Source organism: Streptomyces sp. NPDC001568, assembly GCF_042893755.1.
Lineage (GTDB): Bacteria > Actinomycetota > Actinomycetes > Streptomycetales > Streptomycetaceae > Streptomyces.
Map to the genome: position 1 here is coordinate 84,106 of NZ_JBIAVF010000026.1, position 13,729 is coordinate 97,834.

15 protein-coding genes are annotated in these 13,729 nt (G+C 71.7%); 5 read left to right on the forward strand and 10 right to left on the reverse strand.

Annotation, left to right across the window (positions count from 1 at the left end; translation table 11 throughout):
* Window positions 1-17: 17 nt before the first annotated feature.
* Both ACFY0I_RS35840 and ACFY0I_RS35845 read right to left on the reverse strand, forming a co-directional pair.
* The gene (locus ACFY0I_RS35840; protein WP_388903738.1) at window positions 18-968 is read right to left on the reverse strand and encodes an anti-sigma factor RsbA family regulatory protein; all 951 of its coding nucleotides are present in this window, start codon (window positions 966-968) and stop codon (window positions 18-20) included.
* A complete protein-coding gene (locus tag ACFY0I_RS35845) occupies window positions 965-1,762 on the reverse strand; it encodes an MEDS domain-containing protein (RefSeq protein WP_388903740.1) in 798 nt (265 codons plus the stop codon). Before ACFY0I_RS35845 ends, ACFY0I_RS35840 begins: the two co-directional genes overlap by 4 nt.
* Window positions 1,763-2,085: 323 nt before the next feature.
* On the opposite strand from ACFY0I_RS35845, the gene ACFY0I_RS35850 reads away from it, so the two are divergent.
* Entirely contained in the window at window positions 2,086-2,451 is a 366-nt protein-coding gene (locus ACFY0I_RS35850; protein WP_388903741.1) for a winged helix-turn-helix domain-containing protein, read from the forward strand.
* An 83-nt stretch (window positions 2,452-2,534) separates the two neighbouring features.
* The gene (locus ACFY0I_RS35855) at window positions 2,535-2,930 is read left to right on the forward strand and encodes an STAS domain-containing protein (protein ID WP_388903742.1); all 396 of its coding nucleotides are present in this window, start codon (window positions 2,535-2,537) and stop codon (window positions 2,928-2,930) included.
* A 148-nt stretch (window positions 2,931-3,078) separates the two neighbouring features.
* On the opposite strand, the gene ACFY0I_RS35860 is transcribed toward ACFY0I_RS35855, so the two are convergent.
* The 4 genes from ACFY0I_RS35860 to ACFY0I_RS35875 all read right to left on the reverse strand — a co-directional run bounded on the left by ACFY0I_RS35860 (window position 3,079) and on the right by ACFY0I_RS35875 (window position 6,784).
* Entirely contained in the window at window positions 3,079-3,309 is a 231-nt protein-coding gene (locus tag ACFY0I_RS35860; RefSeq protein WP_388903744.1) for a hypothetical protein, read from the reverse strand.
* 670 nt (window positions 3,310-3,979) lie between these two features.
* Entirely contained in the window at window positions 3,980-5,470 is a 1,491-nt protein-coding gene (locus ACFY0I_RS35865; RefSeq protein ID WP_388903801.1) for an alpha/beta hydrolase family protein, read from the reverse strand.
* Window positions 5,471-5,570: 100 nt separating this feature from the next.
* Window positions 5,571-5,798: a hypothetical protein gene (locus tag ACFY0I_RS35870; protein ID WP_388903745.1), complete on the reverse strand. Its 228-nt coding sequence runs from the start codon at window positions 5,796-5,798 to the stop codon at window positions 5,571-5,573.
* A 194-nt stretch (window positions 5,799-5,992) separates the two neighbouring features.
* Window positions 5,993-6,784 (reverse strand): rhomboid-like protein, encoded by a 792-nt coding sequence (locus ACFY0I_RS35875; RefSeq protein WP_388903746.1) that lies wholly within the window; start codon window positions 6,782-6,784, stop codon window positions 5,993-5,995.
* Between the two features lie 412 nt (window positions 6,785-7,196).
* On the opposite strand from ACFY0I_RS35875, the gene ACFY0I_RS35880 reads away from it, so the two are divergent.
* Window positions 7,197-7,916 (forward strand): methyltransferase domain-containing protein, encoded by a 720-nt coding sequence (locus ACFY0I_RS35880; protein WP_388903748.1) that lies wholly within the window; start codon window positions 7,197-7,199, stop codon window positions 7,914-7,916.
* Window positions 7,917-8,042: 126 nt separating this feature from the next.
* Here ACFY0I_RS35880 and ACFY0I_RS35885 read toward each other — a convergent pair whose 3' ends face one another.
* From ACFY0I_RS35885 to ACFY0I_RS35895, 3 genes are all read right to left on the reverse strand, one after another.
* Window positions 8,043-8,699, reverse strand: coding sequence for a DUF4232 domain-containing protein (locus ACFY0I_RS35885; RefSeq protein WP_388903749.1), 657 nt, complete (start codon window positions 8,697-8,699; stop codon window positions 8,043-8,045).
* Between the two features lie 404 nt (window positions 8,700-9,103).
* Entirely contained in the window at window positions 9,104-9,664 is a 561-nt protein-coding gene (locus ACFY0I_RS35890; protein WP_388903750.1) for a DUF6817 domain-containing protein, read from the reverse strand.
* Window positions 9,665-9,750: 86 nt separating this feature from the next.
* Window positions 9,751-10,464, reverse strand: coding sequence for a hypothetical protein (locus ACFY0I_RS35895; RefSeq protein WP_388903751.1), 714 nt, complete (start codon window positions 10,462-10,464; stop codon window positions 9,751-9,753).
* A 400-nt stretch (window positions 10,465-10,864) separates the two neighbouring features.
* Between ACFY0I_RS35895 and ACFY0I_RS35900 the strand changes: the two genes are divergently transcribed.
* Both ACFY0I_RS35900 and ACFY0I_RS35905 read left to right on the forward strand, forming a co-directional pair.
* Window positions 10,865-11,455 (forward strand): GNAT family N-acetyltransferase, encoded by a 591-nt coding sequence (locus ACFY0I_RS35900; protein ID WP_388903752.1) that lies wholly within the window; start codon window positions 10,865-10,867, stop codon window positions 11,453-11,455.
* A gap of 214 nt (window positions 11,456-11,669) precedes the next feature.
* Window positions 11,670-12,167, forward strand: a complete 498-nt coding sequence (locus ACFY0I_RS35905) for a DUF4232 domain-containing protein (RefSeq protein WP_388903754.1) — start codon at window positions 11,670-11,672, stop codon at window positions 12,165-12,167.
* Between the two features lie 146 nt (window positions 12,168-12,313).
* Here the strand turns inward: ACFY0I_RS35905 and ACFY0I_RS35910 are convergent, their stop codons facing one another.
* On the reverse strand, window positions 12,314-13,723 hold the full coding sequence (locus ACFY0I_RS35910) for an oxygenase MpaB family protein (RefSeq protein ID WP_388903755.1): 1,410 nt from the start codon (window positions 13,721-13,723) through the stop codon (window positions 12,314-12,316).
* Between the last annotated feature and the right edge of the window lie 6 nt (window positions 13,724-13,729).

Genomic DNA, 13,729 nt, shown 5'->3' on the forward strand with positions numbered 1-13,729 from the left:
CGGTCCGGTGTTCGGGGTCAGGGTGCCGTGAGGCGCATGTGCAGGCGGATGGTGGTTCCCGTACCCGGCGCCGAACGGATCTCCACCAGGTCGCACAGTTGGTGGGCCAGCCACAGACCGCGGCCGCCGTACTGCCCGTTGGGGGGCCGGGTTCTACCCGCCAGGGGATTGTCGATGTGGCCGGCGTCGCGGAACTCGCAGATGAAGGTGGAGTCCTGGGTCCAGGTGCGCAGGGTTCCGTGGCCACCGCCGTGGCGAATGCTGTTGGAGGCGATCTCGGTTGCCGCGAGGAGGAGTTCGTCCAGCCGGGCCTCGGGAAGATCGGTCTCCGTCGCACAGGTGGTGATCTTCTCGCGCACGGCCGTGAGACCGCCCCGCTTGTACGTCAGCTCGTCCAAGGGCCCGCACGGAGCGGTGAGTTCCTCGAAGGAGTAGGGGGCTTGCCGGTCGTAGTCCTCGCTCGGCAGGGCGATGCCGTTGCGGCGGACCAGGGGGTGGCAGCGGGCCAGGGCCCGGAGCGACTCGGGGTCGTCGTCGGCGGTGTCGTAGGGGCAGAGCAGGGACCAGGCGGTGCTCTGCGCGAAGGCCAGGTTCAAAAGCCATTCGTGGTAGCGCAGTTCGGCCGCCTCGGAGGCCGATTGGGCCTGGCGCCAGGCGGATTCGCCGATACCGCGCAGCGGACGGCCCTCGGCGGACTGTCGGGCGATCTCGTCGTGCCAGACGGCGAGCAGCCTGCCGGGGTTGCGGCCGGGGGTGGCGGCGTCGAGGAAGGTGACCGACTTGGCGTCGGGGAGTTCGGCGCGCAGCAGTGCCTCACGGTCGGCGGGCACGGAGATGATCACTCCTTCGCGCGCTTCCTGGGCTTCGCCGATGAAATCGAGGGCGCCGCTGAGGAACTCGTCGTCACCGACGTAGGGGTAGAGCTCGTGGCGGAACCCGCCGTCCTGTGGCCGTACGGAGGTGGTCATGCGAGGACCTCCACCGGGGTCCGGGGCCCGGCGTAGCCGGAGAGGTCCCAGGACAGTTTGACGAGGCGGTTGGCGCCTTCGATGATCACGTAGCGGTCCGGTAGGTGGGTCGCGGCGTCGACGAGAGCGCGCATCCCCGCCGCGTCCATCAGTTTGACCTCGTCGAAGCGGAGTCGGATCTGGGATGTGCGCAGGAAAGCCGATCGAAGGACGGTGGCGAATGCGTGTGCCCCGTCGGCGTCGATCACCCCTGACACCTTCCAGTCCTCTTTTCCCCATCTGAACATCTGGAATCCGGGCAGTTCAGGTCGGCTGCCCAGAGTCTGCGGGTGTACACACATGACGGCCTCCCACTCCGCCCGGCTCCACGGACCCGGAAGGTAGGCGCACACCACGGTGGCGCCACTGAGAGCGGCGGTCTCGTCGAAGCCGAGCTCTTCGTCCACCAGCCCGTCCAAGCCGCGCGTGCCGGGCTCCCGGCATGCCAGGACACGAGTGGCGGGGTAGCCGGCGTTCTTGGCGCGCTGCACCTCGCGGTCCACGGTGAGGGCGAGGGAACCGGGCTTCACACGGGCGTCGATCATGACGGCGGATTCGGGGACGGAGCGCAGTCGGCCCACTTCGGTCAGCGACGTGGGGGAACCGACGATCACGAGCCTGTCGCCGTACAGCGTTCCGTCCGCGACGAACGATTCCACACCGCCGGTGAGTCCCGGCGCGTCTTCGACCTTCCAGCAGACGTGGTCTCCCGGTGCCACCCCGTCCAGTGTCGCCAGGGCCTTCACTGCCCTCACTTCCGCTCCTCGCCGCCACACCCACCGGATCTGCTCAAGTTCTCCCATTCTAGGCTGGTCATCGGCCCGATCGGAGCGCTCCACGGATGGACGTACGGCCCGGGTGCCGCCGCCCCGCAGCGGACCTCGCCAGGACGGCTCCGTACGACCTTTTCGCGGCGAGCGCTGCCGCGCAGCGGTCAGGGCGGCTCGGGGAGGACAGGGAGCGACAGCCGGATCGGCAGGGCCGACGAGGAGACCGACGGCAGCTGCGCGATCCTCCGCCTCCGGCCGCCGCATTTCGGACTGGCCAAACCGGAATCATGGTTCCTATAATTTTCGGCATGGAATCGGTCGAGCCACGCACCAACTGGACGTTCGTCACGAACCACGCCCGGATCCTCGCCATGCTCCTGCGCGACCCGGAGCTGCGGATGCGGGACATGGCCGACACCTGCCGGATCACCGAACGCGCCGTACGGGCCGTCGTCACGGACTTGGAGAACGCCGGCTACCTCACGCGGGTCCGCCACGGTCGCCGGAACCACTACCAGGTGACCGACGGCACCCGTTTCCGCCACCCGGCCGAGGGATCCAACGAGATCACACGCCTCCTCGGCGTCCTCGTCGACCTCGACCCCTCCCCCGTCACCCCTGTCCCGAACCCGCCGGACGGCAGATCTCCACTCGCCGATCCCAGCACGCCGTAGCGGTGCGGGCCGGGCCCACACGCTGCGGGCCACAGTTCGTTTCATTCGTTTCACACGAGCCGATGTCCGAAGGGAGAGCCGCCATGACGCACTCGGACCCGACAGGATCCAATGCCGGCGACACCACCGACATCATCGTCAGCGTGGACATCGAACCCGGCACCCGAAGCGCGACGGCCAGGATCCTCGGAGAAATCGACATGGAAGACGCCTCCGAGGTGCGCGCGGACCTGATGGCGGCGCTTGAGGCGGGAGGCGTCGGCCTGCACGTGGACCTGTCCGCGCTGACGTTCTGCGACAGCAGTGGCCTCCACCTCCTGATCGACCTCCACCACCACGCGATCCGAACGGGCAAAACCCTCACCCTGGAGATCAACTCCCAACTCGATCGCCTCCTCACCCTCACGCAAACGCGCCATCTGTTCACCATCCACGAACGGCCGGGGTACCCCTCCCCACAGGGAGGCCGGCCTGAATGAGTGCCTGACCGCCCACGCCGAAGGAGCCCGTACCTCGGGCGGCACCCGGGCGGAAGCCGACCTCGTCGGGTCGGCCGCGGGGACCTCGTCGGGCCGTGAGCTCGCCCGCCGCCCCGTCGCACCCCGGAGGGGTGGGTGGCCGGGTACGTCAGCGGGGCGCGGGCAACCGGTCGTTGTAGCGGAGGGTCTCCCTGCTCCAGGCGTTGTTCCCGCTGATCCAGGAGCGGAGGGTGGAGAGGTAGCGGACCAGGGGCGGTGCCTGTTCGGGCAGGCCGTGGAGGTCGGGAAGGGTCCGGGCGCGTTCCTCCAGCGCGAGGTAGCGGTCGATGAGACGGTCGTGGGAGCGTTCCAGGTCGCGGATCGCCTCGTCGACGCTCATGCCCCGCTCCCGCATGAGGGCCACGGCCCGGTTGCTGTCGGGCCCGGCAGAACGACGAAGCCGAACTGGGACACCTGACATCCTCCGACCGATCCGAGCGGAAGCACCCTCGTGCCCGCGCCGAGCCGAGTATCGGCGCACCGACGGGCGCCTCGGGCCGAGCCGGGCACACGGCACCCGGACGAGCGACATGGACACACCCAAACCGCCGGACCCCGCTACGACAGGACCGTGAGGAGCGCCGCGACCACGGTGACCGCGCACACGGCGACCATCCAGGCACTGCCCGACCCCACCATGTCGCCTCCCTCAGACGCCACTTCGGGACCTTCGCCCCCGAGGTCGCGGCACCACGGGCACGTCTCACCGTGCACGAGCGCATCCCGCCAGACCTCGCCGTCGAGCGACGCCCGCGCGAACAGCCCTCCGTCTTCATCCACGACAGGAACAACGCCGGGGCCGCGCCGGCGTCACCCCCGACACCCGATCCGAGACCCAACCGGTATCAAAACAAAGGTGGTTGAGCACCGCGTCACCGCGGCACCGCGGCCACCCGCCGAAGCCGAGCGGATCACGCCGTCCCCCACCGGGCGGGGGCCCCGTGCGAGCCCGCCCTCTCCCGACCAGGTCAGGGCCGCTCTTGGCCGGTCGCCGTCCTCGATCGCGCTGCTCATGGGCCGTCGCCCGGACGGTGGACGCTGAGGTCGCCGTAGGCCGACAGAGCGCCCGACGGATCAACCGTCTTGTGCCGCAAGGTGGTGTCCAGGAAGGCGAGGGTGGCTGCTGCGACGACGTGCGGACTCCCGGTGCGGCCCAGGGAGCCGACCAGCGCGGGCACCGGCGGCAGGTACAGGGGGCCGTCCGTGAAGGTGAGGTGTGCGGCTCCGGGGATGGTGAGGCGATAGCTCGTCGCGGAGCTGCGCTCGAGCACCTCGGTGAGGCGGGGTATGTAGCGCGGGTCGGTCTCCGGACCGATGGCCTGGGTGAGTGCGAGTACCGGCTGGTGGAACGGGCGCGTGCTGGAATCGCGGGGGTAGCCGTCCAGATCGATGACGGCGGCGAACCGGCCGTCCTGGCCCGCTGCTTGCAGGGCGGCGCCTCCGCCCAGGGAGTGGCCGGTCACCGCGACCCGATCGATGTCCAGACGTCCGGTCAGGGGGTCCTCCGTCTCGCCTCGGTCCAGACGGCTCAGTTCGGTGAGGACGAAGCTGAGGTCGGCGGCCCGAACACCCGTCGTTTCGGCGGCCCTTGCGTTGTCCTCCTCGTCGTCGCCGGTCGAGGCGATCCTGGTACGGATCGTCCGGCCGTCGGTGAGGACGACGGCGGCCGAATCGTACGGATGGTCAAGGGCCGCGACCACATAGCCGTTCCCGGCCAGTTCCTCCGCCCACGCGGTGTTCTGTGTGCGCACTCCGCCCAGCCCGGGTGAGAACAGCACGACCGGGAACCGCTCGCCCCCATCGGCCGGCGGGGTGTCGAAGACCGCCCGACTATGGGCACGCGGGACGCCGTCGACCGGAAAACCCGGGAGCCCGGCATGGTCTGCGAGGGCCTTGGAGACGGTGCGCGCTTCCTGCCGCGTGCGGCCGAGGTACTGAGCCCGCTGCGCGCCTGCGGGGGCCTTCCGCGCGGGGTACCAGAGCTGGACCACGACCGTGCGGCGGTCGTCGGGTTCGGCCGTGACGGCCTCGGGACGGTTCGGGTCGGTCCACTGCATCACGCGCGTGCCGACCGCGAACCGGCCCGTCGGCTCGGGGAACACGGGTACGGGACAAGCCCAAGCGGCCACCGGGGCCGTTGCGATCAGACCTACGCAGAGCACCGATGCCGGCAGCGCCAACCACCGGCGGGCCCGCCGCACCGGCCGACCGGGCCGGCGTCGCAGCAGAGGAGGAACGGCGAACGACAGGGCGAGGACGGCGCCCGCCACAGCCGGCAGCATCTGCCAGCGGATCCCGAGCGCGCCCAACACGCCCGTGGACAGCACGAAACCCGTGCCTGCCGCGATCGTGGCGGGTCGGCGCGCGGCGGGAGCGAACCACCGCGCCACCACCAACGCGACGGCGCTCAGCAGGGCGAGGATTTCCAGGGGAGACAGGTGCGGTCCCGCGATGAGTTCGGTCACCCGGCCATCCTGGGCGCGGAGTTCGCGCCACCACATCGATCCCGGGTCGCCCTCCCGTGCCACCGAAGTCGCAGTCCGGCCCGTTCCCCGTGCGACCAGAGTCGCAAGGTGCTGGTCCGCGCCCCGCGCGCCCGCGCTAGTGGCGCGTCATGTCCGTGTCCCCGGATCGGCCCTGCGCGGCCAGGACCTGGCCGAAGGCATCGGGCGCCATGAAGTGCAGCGGATCGTTCGGGGAGTGCTTCCCCTGCGTTCCGGCAGCCGGAGCTACGTCGGCGTGGGCGGGAGCCGCACCCGCGAGGGCGGCGACGGTGAGGGCGGTGAGTGCGAGGAGTTGTTTCATGACGTGGTCAACGCGTCGGGGCACCGATCGACACTGTCCGTGCCCCACGGCTGAACGAACATTCCTGCTCGCGCAAGCCGAACGTCGTCCTGGAGAGCCCTGAACGAGGGCCTCAGGAAGACCGGTTCGGAGGGCGCCGGCCCGCAACCGCCGGCGGGTGCTGGACGAGGGGTGCACGCGCCCTCCCACGGTCGGCCGCCTCGCGTCGTCGCCGTTGCTCAGACCGCCGGGGGCGTCCGTGTGCCGGATGCCTGTGACCTCGGTTCCGGAACGTGGTCGTGGCTCGGTTCACGGCCGGGGCCGACCGCGGCCGGCCCGGCGGCGCGCACCCTCGTTCGTCTGATGGCGGGGACGGCGAGCAGCCCGAAGCCGATGGCTGCCGCTGTGAGATGGCCGATGGTGGTGAAGTCCGGCAGGGGTCCGCTCCAGTCCGCGCCGCCGAGGGGCCAGGCGAGTACGAACACGGCCCACGGGAGGCGGCCCCTGCGGGGCAGGGCGAGGGTGCCGAGTGCCAGCACGGTCTGGGCGCCGTAACTGACCCCGTAGTCCAAGGACTGCCGCACGGACGCCGGGTACCAGCCGTGGCGCAGCGCGATGGTGATGACGACGGCGGTCAGCAGGGTTGCGGCGACGTGCCCGCCGAGGAACACGGCTACGGCGCGCGCCTTCCCCCACCGGTGCTCCACCCAGGCCAGGAAGCAGCAGACACCGAGACCGAAGGTGATCAAGGTGCCCGCGAACTCGGCCGAGGTCACGTCCGTGAGCGTGCCGTCGAAGAACAGCACGCTGCCGAGCAGCGCGGAGAACGGATGGTCTCGCAGGTTGTCCAGGTTGGAGCTGAGGTGGCCCAGCACGCCGGCCGCCCGATCCGCGGGCAGCACCTGGCCGATCCAGACATGGCCGACCAGGAGCAGGCAGACATAGGCGAAGGTCAGGGGCGTTCTGCGGGGGTAACCGCGCAGGGTTCGGAGGAGTCCGTCCGAAGCGCCGGACAGCGAGGGTGAGTTCATACTGCCGCATTCTGCGGGTCGAGCCGCAGGTGCCGGCCGGCGGGTGACGGGCGCCGTGCCCGCCGAGGCCGCGTCACCGGTCGTCGCACCCGTCGGCCGCGCCCCGGTCCGGCCGACCACCGGCGAGCCTGTCCGTCGATGCCCGTCCGCCGCGACAACGGAGTGACGGGACGTCAGGAGCGTTGGTCGGAAGGTCAGCGGGCGGGGTACCGGCGATGTCGGCCGGGCCGACCATCACGCATCGCCGGCGCCACCGCCACCGCCACCGGCAGCGGCAGCGGCAGCGGCAGCGGCTCCACCCTCTCGGCCACTTGTTCCCGACCGTCTCCCGGGGCTACGGCGTCTCCCGCCGGGTAGCCACCAGGCACGGCGAACCCACCACGTCGCACACCACACACCGCAGGGAGATCCCATGACCTTGTCCGACCGCTACCGCACCTCCTGGGACGGCTTCTGGGAGCAGAGTTCCGGTGAGCCGGGCGAACCGTTCTGGGACGCGGACCCGGCCCTGACGGCTCGGCGCGACCTCGACCACCTCGCCCCGTACGCCGACCACTCCCTCCCGATCGCCGACCTGGGGTGCGGCAACGGCACCCAGACCCGCTTCCTCGCCACCCGCTTCGCCCGCGCCGTCGGCGTCGACCTGTCCGCCGCCGCCGTCGCCCACGCCCGCCGCGCCGACCCGGCCGGCTCGGCGGCGTACGAGCAACTCGACCTCGCCGACCCGGTCCAGGCCGACGCCCTGTACGAGCGCCTCGGCGATACGAACGTCTACATGCGGGCGGTCCTGCACCAGAGCGACCCCGAGGACCGCCCCGCGGTGACCGCATCGCTCGCGCGGCTGGTCGGCGCGCACGGCCGCGCTCTCGTCCTGGAACCGACCGGCGAGGCGAAGGCAGTGATCGCTGCCATCGCCGAGCAGCCCGGTGGCCCCTCCCCCAAACTGCGCCGCGTCAAGGAACACGACCTGCGCCCCGGCGAAGTCGCCGAAGGTGAGGTCGCCGCCCTGCTGCGCGCGGCCGGCCTCACCGTCCTTGACGAAGGCACGACGGCCCTGGCCATGAGCGAGGCCCGCCCCGACGGCTCTCCGGTGGAGCTTCCTGCCCGCTGGTTCGTCGCCGGCCGCCTCTGACCGACGCCCCTCGGTGCCCGTGCCCGGTACACCGGGCCACCCGGCACGGCCCCCGACCGCCCCCGGTCCGCCACGGTGGCCGGGGGTGGCCGGGGGTGGGCGCGCGCCGAGGGGCTGGACGCCGGTTCAGCCGCCCTGGCCCGCGCTTCCGATCGGGCCGACCTTGATCGGCGAGCCGGGTCCTTCCGTGACGGGCAGGGTGGCGGCGCCGGGCCAGGTGAGCGTGACCGACTGCGTCTCGTCCGGCGGAGTCACCACGAGCCCCGTGATGCGGACCCCGGAGCCGCCCGTCGTGTTGAGCGGGTACGTGACTCCGAAGGAGACGGCCGCCCCCTTCTTCAGGACGGCCGGGCCGGGGTGCTCTCCGGTGCGCTGCGCGGACAGCGCCCCCGCGCTGGTCTTCAGGTCGACGCCGGCGTACTCGGAGAGCGTGCAGTCCCGGCCGCCGCGGTTCTTGAACCGGACCGCGACCGTGCCGTCGGTGTCTCCGCCGACGGTGCTGTCGATCGCCGTGATCTCCAGGTCGGCGGTACGACACTTGCCGGCCCTGCCGCTCTCGGTCGAGGCGTTCGCGGCAGCCGTCCCCTTCCCGTCGGAGCCCGTCCCCGCGGAGGACTTCCCGCCACCCGAGACGGACGGTGCGGACGCGGAGGGAGCCGTGGAGGCCGTGGCCGCGGATGACGGGCCGCCCCGTGCCGCGCCGCCCTCGCCGTTCTGGCACGCCGTGAGCGTGAGACCGGCGGCGACGGCCAGGGCCGCGAAGCTGAACTGGTGAACGCGCATCGTTGCTTCCTCGGAATCGGTGGAATCGGTGGGCGGTCCCGGCCGCTCGGTTCCGTACGGTCGGTACGGTCGGTCCCAGCGAACGTTTCTGATCATCAGGACCCGCCCGAGCCGGTCAGCCGTTCCCTCCAACCCTCCCCTCATACCTTCTCGTTACACGCATCATCAGGACGCGCCGCCCCGGAGCACCCCCCTACCAGCCGGAACGGCGGTTCCCACATCGGTTTCGGATCGGCCGGGGCCACCCTCCGCCGGGACGGATCCGTGACGTGGCGGATCTTGACCACAGGCCCGGGCCTCCCACCGGACGGCCCGGGTCGGCGCGCTACAGGCCTCTGATGGCCAGGGCCGGTTGGCGCCATGCCCGGGTGGGGGCGGGCCATCGGCATCGCCGGCCGCACGGGTCAGCCGAGGACCGTGGTCACTTCTCGGCGGGCCGCCTCCGTCAGGAGCGGAGTCCAGCGCGTGAAGAGCGCGAGCAGGTCCGCCCCGTTCCGCTCACGGAAGGACGCGTTCACCTTGGCCAGGTCCAGCTCGTTGGCCACCGTGAGCTCGGCGAAGTCGCGACGCTGCCGCAGGGACGGGGTGAACTCCTCACCGCTGAAGCGGTCCCGAAAAGTCACCGACGCCCCGTCCGGAGCGGCGAGGGTGGGGTAGGAGGCCTTGCGGTCGCAGCTGGCGTAGAAGTACACGAGCTCTTCCGCCTCCGTGCCGATCGCCTCGGCGAGGCGGGCGCGGTCGGAGAGTTCGAGCAGGGCCAAGGGGAGCCCGTCCGTGCCGTAGAAGGCGTGGCAGAGGGCAGCGGTCCGCAGTACGGGCCGTCCGCCCCACGCGGCGAGCAACGCCTCGACGCGCAGCAGGTGGGTCAGGAGCGTGCCGCCGGAGTGCTTGGTGGTCTCGGCTCCCAGCTCCTTGAGCAGGGCGATCGCCGGCGAGTCGGTGTGCGTGTCGTCGCTGTGCATCATGTGCCCATGATGACGAGGTCGCGCGCCGAACGTACGGCGGGACCGGTATGCGGACACCGGGCCCGCTCCGCCGGGCCCGGCGAGGGTCAACGCGGCGATTCGCACCGGCGGGGAAGCGTGACGGTTCCGGGCCGGTGTTCGAAGGTGTCCATCACCAGCCACTCGTCCAGCTCGGGGTCGTAGAGGTTCTGGACGCCGAACTGCAGCACCTGCCAGAAGGTGCCCCTGTTGTTCTCGTCGACGTAGATGTCGCCCAGCGCGAGCGGCAGACGCGGGTAGTTCCCGGGAGGCAGCTGAGGGAGGACGACGCCCACCCTCCAATGGTTCACGTGCCGTTGGGGGGTGCGCCGCAGGGTCTCCCGTCCGACGAATCGGGCGTTCTCGAATCCCTGGTTCAGCGCCTCCAGGTTGAAATCCGGGATGCGTGAGCAGGGGTGATCGTTCAGACCCGGCCACTTGTACGTCAGGGTGTAGAGCGAGCCCCGGTGGATCAGGTTGGTGAACCAGATCGGGTACTGCGGCCCCCCGGCTGTCATCTGGCTGTCGCCGTCCCTGCCCTCCCAGGTGAACGGGACCGTGATGTCCAGGTCACGGACGATCCACTTGCCCTTGCCCCGGAAGTCCCGGGGAAGACGGGGCGGGGGCGGGGTGGTTTCCTGGCGCGCGGCCGCGGTTGCGAACGAGGGGGCGGTCCCGGTCCGGGGCGCGGCGGTGACCGGGGACGGAGCGGCCACGACGAGGGCGACGACCGCGGCAAGAGCGGCCGACGGGCCGGCGTGACGTGTGCGCTTCCAACCCATTGGTCTCCCTCAGCTGTCCTGTCGGGCGCCGTCGTGAAACCGGGACCATCACGGCGATGCTGAGACACCGTCCCCGGAACCAGAGATTCCGAAACCGAGGGCCGCCGCTCCGGCAGCCGAACGGCCCACCGGACCCGCGCCCGCGACGTTCGCGTGCCGGGCTCCGTGAGCCGCAGCTCGCACCTGATCGCCGCTTCCGCCTCATTCGCTTCAGCACGCGCCTGCGCATCATCGCCTCACTCCCCCGGCTCGCCGCAACCTCATGACGCACTGATGTAATAATCAACCAAGCCGTTGATCTATTACCGTCTCGGGGGGAATCGTGCCTTTCGTTCACACGGTCGAGGCCGCACGAGCATGGGTCCATGGGTGGGCCGTTTCGCGCGGCGCAGCCGAACCCGTGCCCAATGCCTGGGGTTTCACCATCGACGTCGGCCTCGCCGGGCACGTCATGCGCCACGTCCTGCATTCCGCGGACGAAGCGACCGTCCGCAAGGTCACCGAGCAGACCGATGCGCCCGGCATCTGGTTGAAGGCACTCGTCCCACCGGAGACACTTGAATCCTGGCTGGCCCCCGGCTGGCACCTCGCCGGCGGCCTCGGCTACCTGATGTCCGCCCCGCTCCCCGTCCCCCGCGCCCGCGCCTTGGACGAACCCGCTGGATACCGGTCGGCAACCTGGACCCGTGCCGGAGTGACTCGTGTTCTGGTGCGCGCCTCCGACGGCGCCTTCGCCGCGCGCGGCCAGGTCGCCGTCACCGCCCTCGGCGCCGTCGTCGACCAGGTGGAGACGGATCCGGCCCACCAACGTCGCGGCCTGGGGCGCCTGGTGATGCGGAGACTGACGGCCGCCGCCGCGGAACAGGGCGCCACGGCCGCCGTGTTGGGTGCGACGCCGGACGGCCGAGCGCTCTACGAGACGATGGGGTGGCGCTCACTGGCCCCCCTGACGGGCGCCACGCGGGATCCCGATCGGTCCGGTCATCCATAGCCGGCGCCCCCGTCGGGTGCTGCCGCTCGGCCGAGGCCCGGCACGCACCCTCCGAGCACGCCCTTCAGCGTCTCCGTCACCGCGCGGTGAACGGCAACAGCGCCGCCGGCCGGCGAGAACCCGATCCGCTTGACGAGGGGCATCGGGGGTAGACGGGACTGACGTCAATCACGAGAGCCGGCGTCAGCGCCGGCGCGATCGATCGGGGTGAGTCATGGTGGGCTTCACACGTACGGCGGTTCCCGCCCTGTTGTCCGTGGTCGTGGGGGCCACGGTCGTGTGCGCCGGTCCGGCCGCCGCGGCCGGGGAGCCCGCACGCGCGGGCACCTGCGCCGCGGGGGACCTGGACCTGTCCGTCGGAGCACCGGACCCCGGTGCGGGCCAGTTGTACGTACCGCTCGGCTTCACCAACATCGGCGACCGCTCGTGCACCCTGCTCGGCTACCCCGGCGTGAGCGTCCTGGGCGCCGACCGGCAGCGGATCGGCAACCCGGCCGGCCGCGAAGGCGTGACAGCCGGGCCCGTCACCCTGGCCCCCGGTGGCAGGGCGACAGCCGTGCTGCACACCACGAACGGGCCCATCGGCGGCCCGTGCCTGCCCAAGGGCACGTTCCTGAAGGTCTATCCGCCCGCCTCGAAGGACGCGGTCCTCGTCAACGCCGCCTTCCAGATCTGCTCGGGCCGCTTCACGGTGGGCTCCATCACGGCCTGACCCCACACATCGACCAGCACGGCGCACGGCACACGCTCGACTTCGGACCGGGCCGTCACCCACCATGGGTGACGGCCCGGAGCGCGTCCCCGGTGACCCGGGGCCACCGGATGCGGTGGCGCGCCGTGCCTGTCCCCCGCCGACGGTCAGGGGCGGCCCAGCAGCGCCACGCCCGCGGCCGTGTCCGCGCGGGCGGTGAAGAAGTCGGTGAACGCGGCGACGAACTCCCCCTCACTGATCCGACCGTCCCCGTCGGCGTCCAACTGACGGAAAGCGTCGTTCAGTTCGGCGGGGTGCACGCGCGGCCCGCCGAACAGGACGCGGTACTCGTCGGCGCCCACGTACCCGCTGCCGTCGGTGTCGACGGCCTGGAACAGGGCACGCACCGCCGGGCCGAGACCGTGGTCGAGGTAGCCCGCGTCACGATCGACACCCGCGAGCATCGCGGTCACGAATTCGGCGCACTCCACCGCGCCGTCACCATCCGCGTCCATGCTCCCGCGCAGGTGCTGCCACCACGTCTCGAAGGCGGCGTAGAGCAGGTCCTCCCGCTCCACGGGCAGCTCCAGCTGCCAGCACACGTTGTGGACCATCGCCTGGAGGTCGGCGCTGTCCACGCGACCGTCACCGGTCTGGTCGAGCACCTGGTGGAAGAACGCCGCCAGCCGTTCCGGGCGGGAGTCGACGGTACGGGGCCGTGGCAGGCGCGCGACGGCCGTGGTCCGCCGGGACGCGGCTCGCGTCGTGTCGTCGTCGGGGTGGCCGCGGTAGCGCAGCCGGTCCGGCAGGCGCGTCATCACCTGCCGCATGCCGCGGTGCACCGTCCAGGAGAGGGCGGCGGCCGTACGGGTCCTGGGCGTCGCGAACCGTTCGTGCCAGGCGGGCGGCAGGTCGGCGACGGTCAGGGTGGTCAGTACGCTCGCGGCGACGGCGCGCAGCAGCGGCCAGGCGGGTTGCAGGCGTCCGAGGCGTCGGGGTGCGGGAGCCTCACGCAGCATGTCGAAGAGCAGGTAGCGGACCTGGTCGCCGAATTCCAGGACCTCGCGGACGGTCCGGTCGACGTACGCGCCCACGTCGGCGGCGGTCGCGGGCAGGGTGTCGTCGGGAACCCCGAGGTCGGCGCAGACTTCTTTGAACTCCGCGTACAGGACGTCGAGTTCGGCGGGCGTCAGCGGGTCGCCCGACAGCTCGCGCATCGCCGTCATGGCCTCGTACAGCGTCACCATCACCCAGGCGCGGACCGCCGGGTCCTCGGCGTCGTACGGGCGACCGGCGTCGTCGGTGCCGCGGATGCGGCGGTGCGCGCGCTCCAGTCGGGCCGCCTCGCGCCGGCGTTCCTCGGGACCGGCGAAGAACAGTCGACTTCCGCTCTCCATGGTGTGCTCGATCCGCCGCCAGGGGTGCGCCCGGTACGTGGAGTAGCGGGCGGTGCCGGCGGCGACGGCGGGATGTGCGGTCTGCAGGACGAGGAGGCGCCACGCCACCAGCCCGATGCGCCACTCGCCGAGGGTCAGGCGCAGCAGGCCGGCGGCGGAGGGTGGAGGGGTGGGCGTCACGCGGTG